Here is a 20,517-nt window from a genome sequence, read left to right as displayed (position 1 = left end):
ATGACCAGCCAGAACCCGCCGCTCACCCCGCGCCACATTGCCATCATCATGGACGGCAATGGTCGCTGGGCCGCGCGCCGGGGCCTGCCGCGTGCCGCCGGCCATCGGGAGGGGGTGCGCGCCGTGCGCCGCACCATCGAGGCGGCGATCGAGCATAACGTGCGGTGGCTGACGCTGTTTGCGTTCTCATCGGAAAACTGGCGTCGCCCGGCCGAGGAGGTCACCGACCTCACGTTCCTGCTGCGGCACTATCTGCGCTCCGAGCTCAACGAACTGGCCGAGGCCGGGGTGCGGTTGCGGGTGATCGGCGAGCGGGATCGGTTCGGCCCGGCGCTCGAGGCCGAACTCGCCGCCGCCGAGACGCGCACCGCGGGCAATGAGCGCCTGAACCTGGTGATCGCGCTGTCCTATGGCGCGCGGGCTGAAATCGTCGCCGCCGCGCGGCGGATCGCGCGCGCGGCCGAGGCCGGCACGCTCGACCCCGCCTTGCTCGATGAGGATAATTTCACCGCGCATCTCGCGACCGCCGGCATGCCCGACCCCGATCTGGTGATCCGCACCAGCGGTGAGCAGCGGTTATCGAACTTCCTGCTCTGGCAGGCCGCCTATGCCGAGCTGATTTTCGATGACGCGCTGTGGCCCGATTTCGGTGCCGCCAATCTCGCCAGCGCGATTGCGGAATACGCCCGCCGTGAACGCCGGTTCGGTGCCCGCCCCGCCGCGGCCGCGCCGCCCACGGCTTCAGCGCCCGTGAAATGAGCGCGAAGCTGGCCCCCCCGAAAACCCGCCGGGCCCGGTTTCAGGATCTTGGGATTCGCACCGCCTCGGCCGCCGTGCTCATTCCGGTCGCCTTGCTCGGGCTTATTCTGGGCGGCCTGGTCTGGGATGCGCTGATTGCGGTGTTTTTCATCGGCCTGCTGCGCGAATGGCGCGCCCTGAGCCATTTCGAGGCCCCGCGCACGCGCGACCGTTTTCTGGTGGCCGGTCTCGCCTATGCCGCGCTGCCCGGTCTTGCCCTGCTCTGGCTGCGCAACCGGCCGGATGTCGGGCTCGATGACGTGCTGTTCCTGCTGCTGGTGGTCTGGATGACCGATATCGGCGCCTATATCGTGGGCCGGCTGATCGGCGGGCGCAAGCTGGCGCCGGCGATTTCGCCGGGCAAGACGGTCAGCGGCGCGATCGGTGGTCTGGCGATCGGGATGCTTGCCGGCATGATCTTTGCGGGCGGGCCGCTCGGCCTGTTGCCGGCGGCAGCCATTTCGGTGGTGTCCCAGCTTGGCGACCTCGGCGAGAGCGCGCTGAAACGCCATCTCGGGGTCAAGGATTCCGGCAACACGATTCCCGGCCATGGTGGCCTGTTCGACCGGCTCGACGGGATTCTGGCCGCTGCCCCGCTTGCCGCCCTGCTCGCTCTGCTCGCCCAAGGAGGACTTCCGCTATGGCGGTGAAAACCATTTCGATCCTCGGTTCCACCGGCAGCGTCGGCACCCAGACGATCGATCTGTTGCTGGAAACGCCGGATGCCTACCGGGTCAACGCGCTGATCGCGGGCAGCAACGCGATGCTGCTGGCCGAGCAGGCGCGCGCGCTGCGGCCGGATGTGGCGGTGATCGCCAATGAATCGGCCTTCCCCGCGCTGCGCGATGCGTTGTCCGGCACCAATATCCGCATCGCCGCCGGGCGGGATGCGGTGATCGGCGCGGCGGCGCGGGCGACGGATTGGACCATGGCCGCGATCACCGGCACCGCCGGGCTGGAGCCGACGCTGGCGGCCACCGCCAACGGCCGCGCCATCGCGCTCGCCAACAAGGAGGCGCTGGTTTCGGCGGGCGATGTGTTTCTGCGCGCGATCGCGCAGGCCGGGGCGACGCTGCTGCCGGTCGATTCCGAGCATAATGCGATTTTCCAATCCCTCGCCGATGGCAACCTCCATGCGCTCGAAAAAATCATCCTTACGGCATCCGGCGGTCCGTTCCGCGATGCGTCGCTGGCCGAGATGCGCGAGGCGACGCCCGAACGCGCGCTGAAACATCCGGTCTGGTCGATGGGGGCGAAAATCAGCATCGATTCCGCGACCCTGTTCAACAAGGGGCTCGAAGTGATCGAGGCGGCGCGGATTTTCGACCTCGGCGTGGACGAAATCGAGGTGCTGATCCATCCGCAATCGGTGATTCACGGCATGGTCTGCTACCGCGATGGCTCGGTGCTGGCGCAGATGGGCGCGCCGGACATGCGCATCCCGATCGCGCACACGCTGGCCTGGCCGGCCCGGATCGCGACAGCTTCGCCCCGGCTCGACCTTGCGGCAGTGGCGCGGCTCGATTTCGCGACACCCGATACCGCCCGCTTCCCCGCGCTGCGCCTTGCGCGCGAGGCGCTGCAGGCCGGGCAGGGCGCATCGACCGTGCTGAACGCGGCGAATGAGATCGCCGTGGCGGCGTTCCTGGCCAAGCGGATCGGCTTTCTCGACATCGCCGCCATCGTCGAGACCGTGATGCAGCGGCTCGGCGCGCCGCCGATTGCCGACCTTGCGGCGGTGCTCGCGCTCGACGCCGAGGCCCGCGCCATCACGGAATCGGAACTCGGCGCCAAAACAGCCTCCCGCGCGGCCTGAACATCCTATATAGCGGAGGCATGATCGACCTCATCCGCTCGCTGGCCGCCTTCATCGTTGTGCTCGGCATTCTCGTCACGGTGCACGAACTGGGGCATTACCTGGTCGCACGCTGGCGGGGGGTGGCGATCGAGACCTTTTCGCTCGGCTTCGGCCCGGCGCTGCTCTCGCGCACCGACCGGCACGGCACCGTGTGGAAGATCGCCGCGATTCCGCTGGGCGGCTATGTGCGCATGAAAGGCTGGGCCGAGCTTGGCGGCGAGACCAGCGGCGAGGTGGCGCCCGATAGTTTCCGCACCAAATCGCTCGCCGCGCGCGCGGCGATTGTCGCGGCCGGGCCGGCGGCGAACATGCTGCTCGCCTTCGTGCTGTTCACCGTCATATTCGCGACCGCCGGTGCGCCGACCGTGCTGCCGGTGGTCAGCCAGGTGATGCCCAACACGCCGGCTGCGGCGATCGGCATCGCCAAGGGGGATCGCATCACCAGCATCGATGGGCGGAAGGTGAAGAGTTTCGAGGATATCGAAAAACTGATCAGCACCCGCCCGGATGATCGCATCGCGATCACCTACACCCATGACGGTATCGCCAGGGGGGCCAACCTGACCACCGCGTCGCACATGGTCGATGGCCGGCGGCTGGGTGAACTCGGCATCATGGGGGCCGATGTCAAACTCCGCCGGCTCGCGCCGCCGGAAGCGATCCGGGCGGGGGCCTTCGAAACCTATGCCGCGGCCGCCGCGACGCTCGATGGGCTGTGGAATCTGGTGGCGCACCAGAAGGGCGTGAAAAATCTCGGCGGGCCGATCCGCATCGCGCAGATTTCGGGTCAGGCCGCCTCGCTCGGGCTGGCCGATTTCGCCTCGTTCATTGCGTTGCTCTCGGTCAATCTCGGTCTGATCAATCTGGTGCCGATCCCGATTCTCGATGGCGGGCATCTGCTGTTCTACGCTGCCGAGGGTCTGTATGGCCGCGCGCTGCCGCGCAAGGCGCAGGAGATCGGCCTGCAGATCGGCGCGGCGCTGCTGGCGTCGCTGATCATCTTCGTGACCGTGCATGACCTTGCGCATGTCGGGCTGTTTCATTTCGTCTCGCATCTGCTGGGATAGCGGCGGCGCGCTGCGGCGAGGGGCGTAATAATATTCCGTATCCCGCGCGCTGCATGGCTCAGTATTACCGGAACACGGTTGCCAATCGTCGCGTTTTCCCTCATGCGATCCCCCGAAACCAGTCACGAACGCCCAAGGGAGTCTCGATATGCGTGTCTATTACGATAGCGATGCCGATGTGAACCTGATCAAATCCAAGAAGGTCGCGATCGTCGGTTATGGCAGCCAGGGCCATGCCCATGCGCTCAACCTCAAGGAGTCCGGCCTGAAGGATCTGGCCGTTGCGCTGCGGCCGGGCTCGACCGCGATTGCCAAGGCCGAGGCGGCGGGGCTCAAGGTGATGGCGCCGGACGAGGCGGCGGCCTGGGCGGATGTGGTGATGATTTTGACGCCCGATGAAGGCCAGGGCGATCTCTATCGCGACAGTCTTGCCAGGAATCTCAAGCCGGGTGCGGCGATTGCGTTCGCGCACGGGCTGAACATTCATTTCAACCTGATCGAGCCGCGCGCCGACATCGATGTGTTCATGATCGCGCCGAAGGGCCCGGGTCATACCGTGCGGTCGGAATATCTGCGGGGCGGCGGCGTGCCGTGCCTGGTCGCGGTGGCGCAGGACCCGTCCGGCAATGCGCTCGATATCGCGCTATCCTATGCCAGCGCGATCGGCGGCGGGCGGGCCGGGATCATCGAGACCAGCTTCCGCGAGGAATGCGAGACCGATCTGTTCGGCGAGCAGGCGGTGCTGTGCGGTGGTCTGGTCGAGTTGATCAAGGCCGGGTTCGAGACGCTGACCGAGGCGGGGTATGCGCCCGAGATGGCGTATTTCGAGTGTCTGCACGAGGTCAAGCTGATCGTCGATCTGATCTATGAGGGCGGTATCGCCAACATGAACTACTCGATCAGCAACACCGCCGAGTATGGTGAATACGTCACCGGCCCGCGCATGGTGACCGCCGAGACCAAGGCGGAGATGAAGCGCGTGCTCGACGATATCCAGAAGGGCCGTTTCACCCGCGACTGGATGTTGGAGAACCGGGTCAACCAGACCAATTTCAAGGCGATGCGCCGGGCCAATGCGGCGCACCCGATCGAGCAGGTCGGCGAGACGCTGCGCGCGATGATGCCGTGGATCAAGCAGGGCGCGCTGGTCGATAAATCCAGGAACTGAGCGGCCACCCGATCGGCGGCGCCAGAGCGAATAAAAGTTTTTTGGTCCTTTTTTACAAAAAAGGACCGCTTACTTTCTTGCGTCAGGGAGGACCACCGATGAAGATCGCCAAGGACGCCACCGAACTGGTCGGCAATACGCCGCTGGTTCGCATCAACCGGCTGGCGGCCGGGCTGCCGGGTGCCATCGTCGCGAAGCTCGAGTTTTTCAATCCGGCCAATTCGGTCAAGGACCGGATCGGCGTGGCGATGATCGAGGCGGCGGAGCGTGAGGGGCTGATCGATCAGCACAGCATTATCGTCGAGCCGACATCGGGCAATACCGGCATTGCGCTGGCCATGGTGTGCGCGGCGAAGGGTTATAAGTGCATCATCACGATGCCGGATTCCGTGAGCAAGGAGCGCCGTGCGGTGCTGCGCGGGTATGGCGCCGAGCTGGTGCTGACGCCGGGGGCGGAGGGGATTTCCGGGTCGATCAAGCGGGCGGAGGCGATTGTTGCGTCCGGGCCGCATTATTTCATGCCGCAGCAATTCACCAACCGGGCCAACCCGGCGGTCCATAAGCGGACGACCGCCGAGGAGATCTGGCGCGATACCGATGGCACGGCGGATATTCTGATCGCAGGGGTCGGCACCGGCGGGACGATGACGGGGGTGGGCGAGTTCATGAAGGCGCACAAGCCCGGGTTCCGCTGTGTTGCGGTCGAGCCGGATGCCTCACCGGTGCTTTCGGGGGGCGAAAAAGGGCCGCATGGCATTCAGGGGCTGGGCGCGGGGTTCGTGCCGGAGATTCTGAATACCGAGATTTATGACGAGATCATCCGGGTCACCAATGAAGATGCGATCGGCATGGCAAGGCGGGCGGCGCGCGAAGAGGGGCTGATGGTGGGGATTTCCTCGGGCGCGGCGCTGTGGGCCGCGATCGAGGTGGCGAAGCGCCCGGAGTCGGCCGGTAAATTGATCGTTGCGATCATTGCGTCCTATGGGGAGCGGTATCTGTCGACGCCGCTGTTCGCGGGATTGACGGATTGATCGCCGCGCTCGCGCATTTCGTTATCGCGACGATTTCTTCGTTGGGGTACGCCGGTATCGCGGTGCTGATGGCGCTGGAATCGGCATGTATTCCACTGCCGTCCGAAGTGATTTTGCCGTTTGCGGGTTATCTGGTCTCGACCGGGCGGTTCGATTTGTGGCTGGTCGCGATTGTCGGCGCGCTGGGCTGCAATATTGGCTCCACGGTCGCTTATGCGGTGGGTTATGCCGGCGGGCGGCCGCTGGTGGAGCGGTTCGGGCGGTATGTTCTGCTCGATGAGGCGGAACTGACCCGGGTTGAGGGGTTTTTTGGGCGTTATGGGTCGGTGACCGTGCTGGTCAGCCGGATGCTGCCGGTGGTGCGGACGTATATCGCGCTGCCGGCCGGCATGGCGCGGATGAATTTCTGGAAGTTTCAGGCCTATACGTTCATCGGGTCGCTGCCGTGGTGCCTCGTGCTTGCCTATGTCGGGTTTCGGCTTGGCAAGGCGTGGGAGACCAACAAGCGGCTGCATGCGGTGATGCATGATTTCACGATTGCAACGGTTGCGGTGCTGGCGGTGCTGATCGTGTGGTATGGGGTGCGGATCTGGCGCGGGCGGGCGCAGCGTTCGGCCTAGATTTGGGCGTTGTGACGCTGAATTGCGCCCAATTTGTTGCGATATCGTAACGAATTAGGCGTGCGTCAGCCCCGTGGGCCTTTGCGCCACATTTTTTTGGCATCGAACGAGGGCACGAAGGGGTGGTGCCAGGGGGGCACGGGTGGTGGGGGTGGGCCGAGGATGTCGCGGAGTTGTTCGGGGGTGAAGTCGATGCTGCCGTCGGGGTTGACTTTGTATTGGGCCATGAAGTCGGGCTGGCGCTTGGGGCGGGGGCGTTTGGGGCGGGGGGTGGCGGGGTTGGTGGGTGCGCTCCGGGGTTTTCTGGGGCGTTTGATGATTTGGGGGGGACGCAGGCCGAGCATGGTGTGGAGGGGGCGGAGGATGCGGCCGAGGCTGGGGTGGGTGGCCAGCAGGTCCAGCACGATGGGGTCTTCCATGAAAAGCTGGAGATCGGCGCGGGCGGCGGCACCGGCGACGACGGTGGCGGGGCCGTTGGGCAGCAGGCGGATCAGCCAGGCGAAGCCGCGGGGGAGCGTGAGGGGTGGTTTGGGTTTGGGGGTGGCGGGTTCGCGCTCGACCGGTCTGGGAGCGCGGGTGCGGGTGCGGGGGGATTGTGGTGGGCGGGATGCGATGCGGGCGAAGCGGGCGATCTGGCGGGCGAGGTAGTTCCAGATCAGGACGATGAGCGGGCCGTGGATTTTGAGGCGGTAGCCGTTGTCGGCGACGGAGCGCTGCAGGGCACGGAAGATCACCGTGAAGCGCTCGGTCGGGTCGGCAGGCATGAACGGCGCGTTTGCGATCATGGGTAGGGTTAGACCATGAGCGGTGGGGGGTGAGAAAGGGAAAAGTTAGGCAAGGGAAAGCAAGCGCTTCCTTTTTGTAAAAAAGAAGCAAAAAACTTTTGTTCGTTGAGCGGGTGTGGTGGGGTCAGCGGCGGGCGGTTGGGGGAGGTTCGGGTGCTGGGTGTTAGGAGATACCCAGTTTTGCGACCGCGCAATCGCCGATGCACGCACGGCGGCAGACATCATCAGATCATGCGATGGATGGAAGACTCAGAACAAATGGTTGCTCCACTTGCTGCCGCACTTCAGGTCGCGCGGTAGAGGCGATGCCCAACAAAGATGCGCGACAGGGACATGCCACGCTACCGGGACGGTCGCTTGAGTATCGCGGATTTTACAAGTTCTGCGGCACGGTATGTTACGGTTTGGTGGAAGGGCGATTGTCGGATTTCGGGCGTGGCCGGGCTGGAGCGGACCTTCGCCGGCCGGTTAGCTTTGGCCAAAACGGATGAACCTACTTTGGGGTTACAGTCTCGGGTCGGAATCGCATTCAACTCGGGCAATCGCATTTTAGGTTGGCTTGAAAGACGGATCACAAAACGTCTTTTGTCCAATTCAGAAGGTCTGCGAGGCTCCCAATTCCACGCCCTTCGATTTGATATCCAATAATGCCGAATATTTCTGTCAGCATAGGAAGCTTAAACCGGTCAATTTTTTCCAACACGACCTCAATTCCAGTATAACATGTAGTTGACCGCAGGGTTTTTTTCACGTTTGTCTTACGGTTTTCTCCCACGATTGACTCGTACATAAACTTACAGGCCTCTGAAAATATCGCAATGCACACTTCTGAAGTATGTCGACTCAGAAACTCCTGCAGCAGGAGCCCGATTAAATTATAAAATTCTGTTATAGATGGCTTTTCATTCCACGAGCGGCAAATTATTTCTACCAAGACAATAATAACGCTTGGACGAAAATTCGTCGGTCTTGAAAGCAAGCGCATTAACGATCGTAATACATCGTTTATTTTCCAATTGGTTACACGTAATTCTGCCAGAATGTCATTACTCGAAACAGAAAGAAAGTTAAATCCAGACGTCTCAAGCTTATATGTTATAAGGTTCAGTAACTCTCTCCGAATTTTTCTGTTATCTGCACTAAATTGTACAAACGAATGCGTCCACACCCCTTTTACTCCAGCCGTTTCTTCTGCTAATAATCTCAAAGCCAAATCATCGGTAAGAAAAATAGATTGCTCCATCTGCGATGCAAGTATACTGTCAATAAACGCTGGATTCAGCCCTTCTAAAATCTCACGACCACCGGATGAAATAGGATGACCACCTTCTGCCGGTACAAGGTCTAGCGATTTTGCAAATTGTAATGCTTCAGAAGCAAGTCCAGCAATCTCCGTTAAATTCCCGTCGCTAAATCTTGTCATTTGTAACTGAGTACCGTCCCAGCCGAGCGTCCCACCTCCTCTGGTATTTTTCTGTTCATGTTCATCCGAAAACTGCTGAATCATATCAATCGACGTTTGAACAACCGATAGTTTAGGGCACATTTCCTTTATCAATGACGCAACACCCAATTTGACAAGAGTAAATAACGTCACTGGATCAACGATTGTTCGCGTCGCCTGGGCTATTGCCTCTCGTGCTTTGCTGATCTCTATAGTATTGCCGATGCTGCATCTCAGCTCAGCTTTGTCCCGGTAGAGCAATACCAAGACAGCATCGAGTGGTGAGATCGAAAGAGATTTGGCAATCATGCCAATCGGAATTGGTGTTGCCTTATATGTATCGAACACGAATTTGCCGGCTTCGTGTCTGCGCTTGGCTACGTCTATGATTGGTTGGAAAGATTCAAGCCCGGGCGATGGGCCAACATCGAGCGATGCCATAGCCTGACTAGCCGGGAATAAACGCCCAAACTGTTCAAGAGTTCTAATATGTGCAAAGAGATATTTATTATGAATGTTTTTTATAATATATCGTTTGACGCCCATAGACATGTTTGGAATTTCGATGACATCGCCGACTGTCTTTCCAATCAACATTTGTGCGAAAGGATCAAAAATGTTGATTTCATTTAGTTCTAGTTTGCGAGGATTCAGCGTTTCCAAAATTCGTGAAATATCGATTCCGGTCTCAACCTCCCTCAAAACTACGGCTGTATCATTGCCGACTTCCGTTGGAGGGTTACTCAGATAACGATTCACGTTTCCCGTTACAAATAGGCCAAAAGCATATCCTAAATGAACTTGTTCGTCGTCAAATCCGTCCCTTAACGCTCGGTATGCAATCGGAAGAGAGTTCGCGCCACCGATATATTTATCGATGGCTTGGGCAAGGAAAATGAGGATTCTTGGCGGACCTATCTGATCAGCCTTTACGGTTGTGAGGTATCGTTTTATTGAATTCACGTCCCGTAGACGTTCCAGCAGTCTGATCCAATAGACTCTGTCTTCCAGATTCCCATACGCGTTTAGAAGCTGTTCAAGCAGTTTGCGAGCCTCTTTTAGCAAACCAGATCGCTCGTAGATAGCGACACCGAGACGGCCGAATTCCGGTGCCAATCGCAATTTTGGGTCGGATTTCTCGAACAAAGTCCTAGCGTCTGCGCGTCGGTCAGCGAAATGTAGGGCCGTCAAATATTTTTGTAGAATAGGCCCTTTGCTTATGGTGCTGTCGATTGTCTGATAGAGGTCCGCCGCTTTACCAAAATGTCCACGGTGGAAATAAGCGTCGGCAGCAAACACTCGCTGACGCGGATCCTTTTCTTGATCAGCAATCGCTCCTATTTCATCTAAAAGTATTGGAATTTTTGGATCGCCGTCAGGGAGTCGGAATATGGCTATAGATCGCAAGATGATAGATTCAGGAGATTTTGCTAACACTTCATCTAGGCATGCGTTAAGCTTATTTACCGTTGATGCAGCATCAATCCGAGCGGCGCCACTCATCTCGATCAATCGAATATCTTCAACGCTACGCTGAAATTCTTCTGCCTCGATTAGAACGCGCTCGGCATCCCCTGTTTCAATTCTAGCTTGGAAGGCAACGAGTCTATCGGATGGCAATTTGTCTTCAGGGGAGATTTTGTCGAGCCACCTCAAAATTCCCGGCCAATCGCTGTTCGCCACGCAACGGTTCACGACCTCCCGAATAATATGAGGGTCATTAGGCGCTACCGCGACAGCTTCGGCGAGAACTTCCGCAGCCTCTACTGGCTCGTCCGCAACCTCTAGCGTTGCAACCAAGTTAGCGGCAACGTAGGCGCTACAAATTGCGTCATCTCTCGTTTTTACGATCGCCCATGAACGACGAAGTAGCCGAAGACCTTCATCAAACTTTCGTTCAAAATCTTTTGGAATGAAGCGCGTATAGCGTACGCCGACAAGATCAGAGAGCGGCGCAAGGAGCGCAATGGCCAGTGCCGCCAATACATGCCAATCGTTGGGCGCTGAGTGCAACGCCGCGCGCGCATATGCTTCAGCGTCGTTTGCTTCCCCGCCTGTAGACGCTCGCGCTGAAAGACCTAATAACACCTCCTTCTTTTTGTGAAGGTCTACTGGCAGTAGGCCTTTCACTGCGGCTGCGGAAAGATCCGCAGGAGCCGTGTCCAAGATGACACAAGCGGCCTGAAGGTTGGTCTTATCTTGCTCAAGTACCTCTTTGGCGCATTCAAACGCCTTGTTGGTCTCACCTTGTAGTAATAGAGCCAAAGCCAGCGATGCTTGCGCCGCTGGCAAATCTGGCCCTTCTTGATAGGCGAGATGTAGTTCCGTAATCGCTTTTTGCTTTTCATTCAGAAGCAGGTATGTATGACCAATATTGGCACGCAGTCGGTGCCTTGAGCGCGGTGACGCTTTCGGTGCGTCTGTGTTCCAGAGGCGTTCATATGCTTTCCGAGCGGCTAATAGGGAGCCATCTCCAACAAGTTTATTAATTTCTCCAATTTTCGTATCAAGCGGGTCCTCTGGGTCTCGGAGATCCGTCGGCATCATCTGCAAAGAAGACTTGGACGGAGGTTGCGATTGCATCACTGACTTTAGGGGTTCGGGAAGGAACTCCGGTGCGATCGAGGCAGGAAAGACATTTTGAGTCAACGTGATATTAATGTTGGTACCTTGAACAACGGTTGCTCCCGATCCAACGCTGCCGATTCGGTATTCTGGTGATTTCTCGGTCAACTCTTCGCCACGCGCATCTATGATATAAAATATGATATTGCTGCTCGCGTTGCCGTGTCCGTGACGGTACTGAGCGTTCTCTGCGCCGCGTCACCTGAAAGTAGGCTTCCAATCGCTTTCCCGATCCTAGACGCGGCGGAAGAAAAGAATGGCATTCCGTCCTTCAAGGCGAGGCGGAGAGAGCCGGGGTTGTTATCAACAACTGATAATGCCTGAGCGATTGCGTTAACCTTAACGCGAGCAAGTTCTTTGCTATCATCATCGAGATCTGGATCGGTGCCTATTGAGTCGATGATCTGCGTAAACTGGCCGGCGAGTGTTGGCCCATCCGGAAGCGTACTGACAGCCTCCAACCAAGATATATTGTCTCCTTGAGCAACACGTGCCCCAGCCCCGACAGTATTGATGTAATAGCTCCGACCTCCGCCTTCATTTGAGTCTCCTGACACGTCTATCTCCTCCAGGCGTGGGACATGGCCTCTGCGTCGATCTTCCTCTGCTAGCGTCAAAACGTAAAGAGGTCGACTGATGCTACGATGCGCCTTGTCCCGATGTAGGCCCCGATGATTTCACCCACGAGTAGATGGCGGGAGACCTGGAACAGCCGGGAACAGCGCGTTGCGGTCGGTCTGCCGGTGGCCCGACATGGCCGAGGCCATTCATCCTCCCATCGATATCGGTTGCTTTAGGGGCGCCCGTGGACCCGCATTCCTTTGTTATCGCTCAGGCGCGTGATGCACCTTGCTGACCGCTCGCGTTGCGTCGTCGCTCTCGACCCAGCATTGTGCGCCGAAGTGGTTTGTGGAGACACGCCACACGAGGCGATTGCCGTCCCGCCGCACGACAGCCTTCGACAAATCCCAACTGAGTGCCTGAACCGCAGGCGACTGAGCGGCGCGTGCTGCGGCTGGTTCTGTGGTCAGCCAACGGCAGAGGCCGTTTTTGGGTCGGGGCATAATTGGGCGGGTTTGACGCGTGGGCGGGATGAGGGGGAGATCGATCTCATCGAGGGGTGCGGCCATCAGGAGTTGGCCGAAGGAGGGCACGCGCGAGAGGCGTTGCCATTCCGCGAAGCTCAGGACAACTGGTTCGGGCTTACCGTGGCGGGTGATGATGGCGGGTTCGCCGCGTACGGCATCGTCAACGACGGCGGACAGCGCGGCCTGGGCGTCGCGCAGTTGGATTTCACGCATGGCGGCCTCCGGACAAGATGGGACTACAGTGGTCATAGTCAGGAGGGTACGTGGGCGCGAGTAAGGGTGAAGGCCAAGACCCTGACGAATAAAAGTTTTTTGCTTCTTTTTTACAAAAAAGAAGCGCTTGCTTCCCCTGCTCTACCCTGCCCCTGCCCTACCCCGCCCGAAACCCGCCATCGATCGGCATGATCACGCCGTTGATCATGCTTGCTGCTGCTGAGAGGAGGAACATTGCGACGCTTGCGATTTCTTCGGGTTTGGCGAAGCGGCGGAGGGGGATGCGGGTGAGCATGGGGGTTGATTTGGCGGGGTCGGACCAGGCGCGTTCGCCCATGGGGGTGAGGGTTATGACGGGGTTGATGCTGTTGGTGCGGATGCCGAAGGGGCCGAGTTCGTTGGCCATGGTGAGGGTCATGGAGTCGAGGGCGGCTTTGGAGGCGGCGTAGGCGACGTGGTCCGGGGTGCCCCAGAGGCTGGCGATGGAGGAGACGTTGACGATGGCGCCTTGATGGTTGCGGCTGAGCCAGTCGCGGACGACGGATTGGGCGATGAGGAAGGGGGCGCGGAGGTTGACCGCCATGATCTGGTCGAGCTGGGTGAGGGTGGTTTCGGTGAAGGGGGCGAGGCGGGCGATGCCGGCGTTGTTGATCAGGTAGTCGACCGGGGCGAGGGTGGCCATCAGGGTGGTGATGGCTTCGGTGTGTTCGAGGTCGATGGTGTGGGTTTCGGCGCCGGTGGCGTGGTGGAGGGTGGCGAGATCGGTGGCGGAGCGGCTGAGGGCGACGATGGTGGCGCCTTCGGCGGCGGCCATGGTGGCGAGGGCGCGGCCGATGCCTTTGCCGGCGCCGGTGATCAGGATGCGTTTTCCTTGGAATTCGGCGTTCATGCGCGCAGGGCCGCGCCGGTTTCCGCGTTGAAGAGGTGCAGGTGCGCGGCGGGGATGGCGAGGGCGGCGCGTTCGCCTTCGTGCCAGATGGTTTCGCCGCGCGGGCGGCGGAAGACGGCTTCCTCGCCATCGTCGAGGCGGAGGTGGACTTCGATTTGCGCGCCGAGGTGTTCGACGACATCGACGACGCCTTCGATGGTGGCTTCGCCATCGTGGGCGGCGCCGGGGCGGGCTTCCTCGCCGCGAAAGCCGAGGAAGAGATCGGGCGGGAGGGTGCCGAGGGTGGCGGGCACGGGGGCGCGGATGCCGGCGGCCTCGATTGCGTTGGCGCCGGGGCGGTGGGCGAGGCGGATGAGGTTCATGCGGGGCGCGCCGATGAAGCGGGCGACGAAGGCGTTGGCGGGGCGGGCGTAGATTTCGTCGGGGGTGCCGATCTGTTCGACGTGGCCGAAATTCATGACGGTGATGCGGTCGCCGAGGCCCATGGCCTCTTCCTGGTCGTGGGTGACGTAGATGGTGGTCATGCCGGTCTTGCGGTGGATGCGCAGGAGTTCGGCGCGCATGACGGTGCGGAGCTGGGCATCGATGTTGGAGAGGGGTTCGTCCATGAGCGAGACGGAGGGTTCGCGGGCGATGACGCGGGCGAGGGCGACGCGCTGGCGCTGGCCGCCGGAGAGGGCTTTCGGTTTGCGTTCGAGGTAGGGGGCGATCTGCACGAGGGCGGCGACGCGTTCGATCCGGCTGGCGATTTCGGCTTGGGTGACGCCGCGCAGTTTGAGGCCGAGGGCGATGTTTTCGCGCACGGTCATGTGCGGGTAGAGGGCGTAGCTCTGGAAGACCATGCCGACGTCGCGCCGGGCGGGCGGGGTTAGCGTGACATCGGTGCCGCCGATCAGGATGCGGCCGGTGCTGGGGGTTTCGAGTCCGGCGATCATGCGCAGCAGGGTGGTTTTGCCGCAGCCGGAGGGGCCGAGCAGGACCATGAATTCGCCTTCGGCGACGGTGAGGTCGAGCCGTTTCAGAACCTCGGTGGCGCCGTAGCGCTTGGTGACGCCGTCGATCGCGATTTGTGCCACGGGACTTCCTTATTTCACGGCGCCGAGCGTGAGCCCGCGCGCGATATATTTATGGATGGCGATGCCGCCGATCACGACGGGGCCGGTGATCATGACCGCACTTGCCATCACGCGGCCCCAGGGGATGATGTAGCCGCCGAGGTAGCTCATCATGACGGTGGGGGCGGTGCGGGCATCGGTGCCGGGGCTGAGGATGAAGGCGTAGAGCAGGTCGTTCCAGGCGAAGATGCCGGCGAGGATGGCGGCGACGGTGATGCCGGGGACGGTGAGCGGCAGGGTGATGCGCAGGAAGATGCCGAATTTGCTCATGCCGTCGAGCAGGGCGGCTTCTTCGAGGGCGATGGGCACGGCGCGGAACTGATCGACCAGGAGCCACACGACGAGGGGGACGACGAAGGTCTGGTAGATGAGGATGAGGGTGATGGGGTTGTCGATCAGGCGGAGGTTGGCGGCGAGGAGGTAGAAGGGGATGAGGACGACGACGGGGATGAGCATCCAGTTGGTGACGTACCAGAACTGGATCTGCGATGAGCCGCGGAAGGTGTAGCGGGCGAGGCCGTAGGCGGCGGGGGCGCCGACCGCGACGCCGAGGGCGACGGCGCCGACCGTGACGATCAGTGAATTGAGCAGGGCGCGGAGGATGTGGTCGTTGACGATGGCGGCGGCGTAGGAGGCGAAATGGGGTTTGAACAGCCAGACCGGGGGGAGCTGGAAGATCTGGTTCTCGGTTTTCAGCGAGGAGGCGATCATCCAGTAGAAGGGGAAGATGATGATGAGGGCGATGAAGGCGAGGAAGAGGCCGTGGCCGAGCGAGAGGAGTTTGTGTCTGGTCATGGGGGTCAGACCTCGTCCTTGTAGAGAAAACTGACCACGGTTTGCGCCAGTGCGATCGTGACGATCAGGGTGAGGACGGATTCCGCCGAGGCGAGGCCGACATCGAAGCCGCGGAAGGCGATGCGCTCGATGTGCAGGGCGATCATTTGAGTGGCGTCGCCCGGGCCGCCTTTTTCGACCGAGTAGATCATGTCGAAGGTCTTGATGGTGAAGATGGTCTGGAACACGATGCTGGCCACCAGGCCGGGGCGGAGGAACGGCAGCTTGATGTAGCGGAAGCGGGCCCAGAAGCTTTCGGTTTCCAGCGTGATCGCTTCCTCGATATCCTGTGGCACGGTGGCGAGGCTGGCCGAGAGCACGAGGGCGACGAAGGGGGTCCATTCCCAGATTTGCGTCATCATCACCATGCCGAGGGCGGCGTGGGCGTTGCCGAGCCAGTCGACCGGGGCGATGCCGAGCACGTGCAGGCCGTAATTCACGACGCCGAGCTGGGTGTTGAACATGAGTTGCACGAGCATGCCGACGACGCTGGGGGTGGTGGCGATGGGGACGACCAGGAGGATCTGGACGAGGCGGCGCAGCCAGGCGTTGCGGGTCTGATCGAGGGCGAGGGCGATTGCGAGGCCGAGGCACAGCTCGATCGGCAGCGTGACGATCAGGAACAGGAAGGTGCGCAGGATCGAGGAGATGAAATCGGACGAGGTCAGGGTTTCGATGTAGTTATCGACACCGTTGAACACCGGGGGGCCCATGCCCATGGTCCAGTTGTGGAACGAGAAATAGGCAACGAAAACAGTGGGGTAGAGGCCGACGGCCAGCAGCAGCAGGAGCGACGGGCCGACGAAGAACCACGGCTCCCATTGCCGGATGCGCGGCACCTTGACCTCGTGCAGGGTGGGTTCGGTCATGCTGTTTCCTGGCTCCGCAACGACGCGACGGGCGGGAAAGGCGGCCCGCCCGTGCGTTTCGTCAAACGACTAGACGCTCAATGCTTCGGCACGTTGACCGAATTCCAGCAGCCGGTCGAGTTCATGTAGTGCTGGAGCTTGGCCGAGAGTTTTTTCAGGCCGGCCGGCACGGTGTATTGCCCGGTTTCGATGTCTGAGCCGTATTGCGAGACCAGTTCGGAGAAATACGGGTAGCAGGCGATCTGGGGGCGCCAGTCCGGCACGCTGCCGTGTTCCCAGGTTTTCACCATGGGCGCGAGGTAGGGGTATTTGGCCTGCAGGGCCGGGTTGGTGTCGGCACTGGCGCGGGCGACGACGGCGCCGTTTTCGAGCAGGGGCTTGGCCATCGATTTCGAGGTGAGCCACTGGATGAACAGCCAGGTGGCGTCCTGGACTTTCTTGGGCACCTGGGCGCTGACCATGTAGGCGAAGCCGCCGAACGCGGAATACTGGCCCTTCGGACCGGCGGGTTCGGTGGTGACGCCGATATCCGGCCCTGCTTTCGAGGTGGTCAATGTGGTGTAGAAGGCCGACCATTCGGTGACCATGGCCAACTGGCCCTGGCCCATGAGCTGGACGACCTGCGAATGGTCATCGGCGATGATGCCCTTGGGGCCGAATTTGATCAGTTTCTGGCGGAAGGTTTCGCCGGCGATCGCATCGGGGCTGTCGAGGGTGATTTTTTTGGTCGCGGCATCGAAATAGCGGCCGCCCCAGGGCCAGAGGAAGCGGGTGAAGCTGTCGGCGGTCTGGGTCTCGCCGCGGGCGGATTGCAGCGCGTAGGGGTAGAGATTCTTGGCCGGGTCGTAGAGTTTCGGCGCGTAATCGGTCAGCAACTGGTTCCAGGTTTTCGGCGGGCCGGAGAACCCGTGTTCTTTCAGGATTTTCTTGTTGTAGTAGAGCAGGCCGGCGTAGGAATCGAACGGCAGGCCGACCAGTTGCCCCTTGATGGTGAAGGCGTGGCGCCAGACCGGGAAGAAATCCTTCACATCGATGTTTGGATCGGCGAGGTCCTTGTTCGCCATGAAATCCTTGATCGGCACCACCCAATGCGCCTTGGTGAAATCGACCGGCCAGACCACGTCGCTCAGAATGGCGTCGAACTGGCCGGAATGGGAGACGAAATTGAGCGTCTCGGCCTTCAGCGAATTCTCGTACGGGTAGGTCACCCATTTGACGTGGATGCCGGTTTCCTTCTCGAATTCCGGCGTGAGTTTCTGCGCCGCCTTGTAGCTTGGGCGATCGAGCCCGACCACGGTGACGGTTTCGCCCTTGTAGGGAGCGGCGGCCTGCTGGAGCGACCAGGCATGCGCGTTCGGTGCAAGCCCCAGCACGGCGGCAGCGCACGCCGAGCCCAGCAGGAGCGATTTGACGGATGGTTTCATGACGTTTCCTTCGACCGGTTGATTTCGTGCTTGGACAGGCACAGGCGTGCCGCGCGCGACGGGCTCACCTGATTATATATTCACCTATGCCAAAAATTATCGGTCGTTGACAACAGATATTTTCAACGATTGGGCATGATGAGGCTTTTCAGCGCACCGTCGGCGCAGGCGGCCTGCAATTCGAACGCCGTCGCGCCGTCGGCCAGGCTGAAATGATGGGTGACGATGCGCCCGACATTCAGCCGCTTGCCGGCCACCAGATCGATCGCGCGCGGATAGACATGGCCCATCCGGCGGGAGAACTTGACCGACAGGCCCTTGCGGCGTGCGAGCCCGGCAACCAGCGTGTAGGAATCGCCCTCCGGGATGCCGACCAGCACGATGCGGCCGCCGATGCGCGCGGCCTCCGCCGCGTGCTGAAACCCGGTTGGCGCATTGGTCGCTTCCAGCACCAGATCGACACCGCGACCGTTGGTCCATGCCGCGATTTCGGCCCGGTCCGCGCCGGTCATATCCGCCCCCTCGATGCCGGCGGCCTCGGCGCGATACGCCACCGGATCGACCGCGTAGATTTTACCGACGCCCGACAGGCGCGCCAGCGCGATCATCAGCAGGCCGATCGGGCCGCAGCCGATCACCGCGACCGATTCCAGCAGGCGGGGTTTTGCCAGATCGATCGCGTGGATCGCGACACCCAGCGGTTCGAGCATCATCGTCTCATCGACGGTGAAATCCTGCGGCACCTTGATCACCTGCGCCGGATCGACCGCGATGCGCTCCGCCATCGCGCCGGGATAGGGCGGCGCACCCATGAACACGGTGTTCGGGCACAAATTGATCTCGCCGCGATGGCACCATTCGCAATGGCCGCACGGCGTGGCCGGATCGACCGCGACCAGCTCGCCCCGCCGCAGGCCAAGCTCCGGCCGGTCTTCCAGCACATGGCCGGCGAACTCGTGGCCGGGGACAAAGGGGGCGGCGATGGTCTGGCTGCTGATGCCGCCTTCCAGGTAATAATGCAGGTCGCTGCCGCAGACACCGACGCCGGCCACCGCGATCGGCACGCGGGCATTGCCGGCATCGGGCTCCGGCGCGGTTCCGATGCTGATGTCGCGGATGCCGTTGATGAACAGAGCCTGCATGACGGGTCTTTCGTGATCGGGGTTCAGGGGACCGCCGGAAACCCGGCGAGACGCGGATAGATCGTGCGGTACGCTGCGGCACAGGCCGCATAGGCGGCGACGCGCCCGGGATCGGGGTCGAACCGCGCGGTGATCGGGCCGGCCATCGACGCCGCGCAGGCCGTGAAATCGGCGAACCAGCCGGCCGCGACCGCCGCCGCCATCGCCGCCCCCAGGGCCGACGCCTCGGCGCTCGCCGAACGCAGCACGGGAATACCCATCACGTCCGCAATGATCTGGCACCACAGATCGCTGCGGCTGCCGCCGCCGATCGCCACGATCTCGCGCACCGCCAGACCGGTTGCCGCGACGATGCGCGCCGTGACATCGGCCTGCTCATGGGCGATCCCTTCGAACAGCGCGCGCAACAGATGCGCCCTGCCATGATGCGGCGCCAGGCCGAGAATTGCACCGCGCGCACCACTGTCCCAATGCGGGGTCATCACACCCAGGAAATACGGCAGCACGAACACGCCATCCGCCCCCGGCGGCAGCGCCGCCGCCGCGGCCTCAAGCGTGGTCAACGCCGCCGGATCACCGAACAGATCGCGGGCCAGCCAGTCGCACAACAACGTGCCCGAGCGCAGCGAGGTTTCCAGCACATAGCCCGGCCCGCCCGCGCTGATCATGGTGCGAAACGCCGTGCCAATGCGATAGGCATGGCTGTGCACACCCGACACGATCGCGGTGCCGAGATTGAGATAGGCGCGGCCCGGCGCCGCCAGCCCGACCGCGACACCCGCCGCCTGGCCATCGCCGCCGCCGGCCGCGACCATCAGGCCCTCGGGCAAGCCCGTCTCGGCCGCCGCCTCCGCGTGCAACGCGCCGATCACGCTGCCAGGCGGCAGCGCCGGGGCGAACTGATCCGCCCGCAGCCCGATCGAACCGAGCAATTCATCGGCATAAGCGCCGGCTTTCAGGTCGAACACCCCGAGCGGATCGGCCGACGCCGTGCTGGTGGCGAACCGCCCGGTCAGGCGCTGCGCCAGATAGCCATGCACCTCGGCGAAATACCGGCTGGCATCGAGCGTGGCGGGCTCAACCCGCCGCATCCACGCCAGTTTATACAGCGCCGGGTTCGGGTCCGGGATTTTGCCCGTGATCCGGTGCAGCTCATCCCGCCCGAAGCGCGACGCCATCGCCGCCGCATCGTCGGCAGCACGGCCATCCAGCCATAAAATCGCCGGGCGCGTCGGGCGAAATGCATCATCGAGCGGCGCAATCGTCTCGCGCTGGTTCGCAATGGCGATGCCGATAAACCGCACGCCATGCGCCGCAGCGACCAACGCCCGCAACGCCGTACACGCGGCACGCCACCAATCCCCCGGGTCCTGCTCAAACCGGTTGTCGCCCAAAGCCCGGAACGCCAGCGCCGCCCGCCCCTCGGCCAACACGACACCGCGCGCATCGAACGCGACCGCCTTCACTGCGCTCGTGCTGCAATCAAGCCCTATCACGGCATCCATGCCCCGCGCATACGCCGAGCCTGGGCACTGACGCAAGCCAAG

The 20,517-nt window shown here is 61.7% G+C and carries 18 protein-coding genes; 7 read left to right on the top strand and 11 right to left on the bottom strand.

The genetic code is table 11. The annotated features are described in order from the left end of the window. The 7 genes from uppS (at window position 1) to AruPA_RS13040 (ending at window position 6,542) form a co-directional block, all read left to right on the top strand. Window positions 1–759, top strand: coding sequence for a polyprenyl diphosphate synthase (gene uppS, locus AruPA_RS13070; protein ID WP_265637147.1), 759 nt, complete (start codon window positions 1–3; stop codon window positions 757–759). Then, complete coding sequence (locus AruPA_RS13065) at window positions 756–1,448, top strand: phosphatidate cytidylyltransferase (RefSeq protein ID WP_265637146.1); 693 nt, start codon at window positions 756–758, stop codon at window positions 1,446–1,448. The genes uppS and AruPA_RS13065 overlap by 4 nt, the downstream gene beginning before the upstream one ends. After that, window positions 1,439–2,614, top strand: coding sequence for a 1-deoxy-D-xylulose-5-phosphate reductoisomerase (gene dxr / locus AruPA_RS13060; protein ID WP_265637145.1), 1,176 nt, complete (start codon window positions 1,439–1,441; stop codon window positions 2,612–2,614). Before AruPA_RS13065 ends, dxr begins: the two co-directional genes overlap by 10 nt. A 20-nt stretch (window positions 2,615–2,634) precedes the next feature. Next, entirely contained in the window at window positions 2,635–3,723 is a 1,089-nt protein-coding gene (rseP, locus tag AruPA_RS13055; protein ID WP_265637144.1) for an RIP metalloprotease RseP, read from the top strand. Between the two features lie 148 nt (window positions 3,724–3,871). Then, window positions 3,872–4,891, top strand: a complete 1,020-nt coding sequence (gene ilvC / locus AruPA_RS13050; protein ID WP_265637143.1) for a ketol-acid reductoisomerase — start codon at window positions 3,872–3,874, stop codon at window positions 4,889–4,891. Window positions 4,892–4,989: 98 nt separating this feature from the next. Beyond that, on the top strand, window positions 4,990–5,922 hold the full coding sequence (gene cysK / locus AruPA_RS13045; RefSeq protein ID WP_265637142.1) for a cysteine synthase A: 933 nt from the start codon (window positions 4,990–4,992) through the stop codon (window positions 5,920–5,922). Next, window positions 5,919–6,542, top strand: coding sequence for a DedA family protein (locus tag AruPA_RS13040; RefSeq protein ID WP_265637140.1), 624 nt, complete (start codon window positions 5,919–5,921; stop codon window positions 6,540–6,542). The genes cysK and AruPA_RS13040 overlap by 4 nt, the downstream gene beginning before the upstream one ends. A 65-nt stretch (window positions 6,543–6,607) precedes the next feature. Here AruPA_RS13040 and AruPA_RS13035 read toward each other — a convergent pair whose 3' ends face one another. The 11 genes from AruPA_RS13035 to AruPA_RS12985 form a co-directional block, all read right to left on the bottom strand. Then, window positions 6,608–7,327, bottom strand: a complete 720-nt coding sequence (locus tag AruPA_RS13035) for a hypothetical protein (protein ID WP_265637139.1) — start codon at window positions 7,325–7,327, stop codon at window positions 6,608–6,610. A 571-nt stretch (window positions 7,328–7,898) separates the two neighbouring features. Further along, window positions 7,899–11,504 (bottom strand): PIN domain-containing protein, encoded by a 3,606-nt coding sequence (locus tag AruPA_RS13030; protein ID WP_265637138.1) that lies wholly within the window; start codon window positions 11,502–11,504, stop codon window positions 7,899–7,901. Window positions 11,505–11,521: 17 nt separating this feature from the next. Next, entirely contained in the window at window positions 11,522–11,857 is a 336-nt protein-coding gene (locus AruPA_RS13025; RefSeq protein WP_265637137.1) for a hypothetical protein, read from the bottom strand. A 363-nt stretch (window positions 11,858–12,220) separates the two neighbouring features. Beyond that, window positions 12,221–12,697: a type II toxin-antitoxin system Phd/YefM family antitoxin gene (locus AruPA_RS13020; protein ID WP_265637136.1), complete on the bottom strand. Its 477-nt coding sequence runs from the start codon at window positions 12,695–12,697 to the stop codon at window positions 12,221–12,223. Window positions 12,698–12,854: 157 nt separating this feature from the next. After that, window positions 12,855–13,586: an SDR family oxidoreductase gene (locus AruPA_RS13015; protein ID WP_265637135.1), complete on the bottom strand. Its 732-nt coding sequence runs from the start codon at window positions 13,584–13,586 to the stop codon at window positions 12,855–12,857. Further along, window positions 13,583–14,662, bottom strand: coding sequence for an ABC transporter ATP-binding protein (locus AruPA_RS13010; RefSeq protein ID WP_265637134.1), 1,080 nt, complete (start codon window positions 14,660–14,662; stop codon window positions 13,583–13,585). The genes AruPA_RS13015 and AruPA_RS13010 overlap by 4 nt, the downstream gene beginning before the upstream one ends. 9 nt (window positions 14,663–14,671) lie before the next feature. Further along, complete coding sequence (locus AruPA_RS13005) at window positions 14,672–15,496, bottom strand: carbohydrate ABC transporter permease (protein ID WP_265637133.1); 825 nt, start codon at window positions 15,494–15,496, stop codon at window positions 14,672–14,674. Between the two features lie 5 nt (window positions 15,497–15,501). After that, a complete protein-coding gene (locus AruPA_RS13000) occupies window positions 15,502–16,404 on the bottom strand; it encodes a carbohydrate ABC transporter permease (RefSeq protein WP_265637132.1) in 903 nt (300 codons plus the stop codon). Between the two features lie 77 nt (window positions 16,405–16,481). Beyond that, window positions 16,482–17,828, bottom strand: coding sequence for an ABC transporter substrate-binding protein (locus AruPA_RS12995; RefSeq protein WP_265637131.1), 1,347 nt, complete (start codon window positions 17,826–17,828; stop codon window positions 16,482–16,484). A gap of 122 nt (window positions 17,829–17,950) precedes the next feature. Then, window positions 17,951–18,970: a zinc-binding dehydrogenase gene (locus AruPA_RS12990; protein ID WP_265637130.1), complete on the bottom strand. Its 1,020-nt coding sequence runs from the start codon at window positions 18,968–18,970 to the stop codon at window positions 17,951–17,953. A gap of 23 nt (window positions 18,971–18,993) precedes the next feature. After that, the gene (locus AruPA_RS12985; protein ID WP_265637129.1) at window positions 18,994–20,475 is read right to left on the bottom strand and encodes an FGGY-family carbohydrate kinase; all 1,482 of its coding nucleotides are present in this window, start codon (window positions 20,473–20,475) and stop codon (window positions 18,994–18,996) included. Window positions 20,476–20,517: the final 42 nt, after the last annotated feature.

It is taken from the genome of Acidiphilium sp. PA (assembly GCF_026191915.1).
Classification (GTDB): Bacteria; Pseudomonadota; Alphaproteobacteria; order Acetobacterales; family Acetobacteraceae; genus Acidiphilium.
This window is presented reverse-complemented; position numbering and strand designations above follow the sequence as displayed.

Bases quoted from the DNA above. Each gene is read 5' to 3' on its own strand.
- dxr (WP_265637145.1), top strand. From the start codon at position 1,439: ATGGCGGTGAAAACCATTTCGATCCTCGGTTCCACCGGCAGCGTCGGC.
- ilvC (WP_265637143.1), top strand. From the start codon at position 3,872: ATGCGTGTCTATTACGATAGCGATGCCGATGTGAACCTGATCAAATCC.
- AruPA_RS13065 (WP_265637146.1), top strand. From the start codon at position 756: ATGAGCGCGAAGCTGGCCCCCCCGAAAACCCGCCGGGCCCGGTTTCAG.
- AruPA_RS12995 (WP_265637131.1), bottom strand. From the start codon at position 17,828: ATGAAACCATCCGTCAAATCGCTCCTGCTGGGCTCGGCGTGCGCTGCC.
- rseP (WP_265637144.1), top strand. From the start codon at position 2,635: ATGATCGACCTCATCCGCTCGCTGGCCGCCTTCATCGTTGTGCTCGGC.
- cysK (WP_265637142.1), top strand. From the start codon at position 4,990: ATGAAGATCGCCAAGGACGCCACCGAACTGGTCGGCAATACGCCGCTG.
- AruPA_RS13035 (WP_265637139.1), bottom strand. From the start codon at position 7,327: ATGATCGCAAACGCGCCGTTCATGCCTGCCGACCCGACCGAGCGCTTC.
- AruPA_RS13015 (WP_265637135.1), bottom strand. From the start codon at position 13,586: ATGAACGCCGAATTCCAAGGAAAACGCATCCTGATCACCGGCGCCGGC.
- AruPA_RS13000 (WP_265637132.1), bottom strand. From the start codon at position 16,404: ATGACCGAACCCACCCTGCACGAGGTCAAGGTGCCGCGCATCCGGCAA.
- AruPA_RS13005 (WP_265637133.1), bottom strand. From the start codon at position 15,496: ATGACCAGACACAAACTCCTCTCGCTCGGCCACGGCCTCTTCCTCGCC.
- AruPA_RS12990 (WP_265637130.1), bottom strand. From the start codon at position 18,970: ATGCAGGCTCTGTTCATCAACGGCATCCGCGACATCAGCATCGGAACC.
- uppS (WP_265637147.1), top strand. From the start codon at position 1: ATGACCAGCCAGAACCCGCCGCTCACCCCGCGCCACATTGCCATCATC.
- AruPA_RS12985 (WP_265637129.1), bottom strand. From the start codon at position 20,475: ATGGATGCCGTGATAGGGCTTGATTGCAGCACGAGCGCAGTGAAGGCG.
- AruPA_RS13020 (WP_265637136.1), bottom strand. From the start codon at position 12,697: ATGCGTGAAATCCAACTGCGCGACGCCCAGGCCGCGCTGTCCGCCGTC.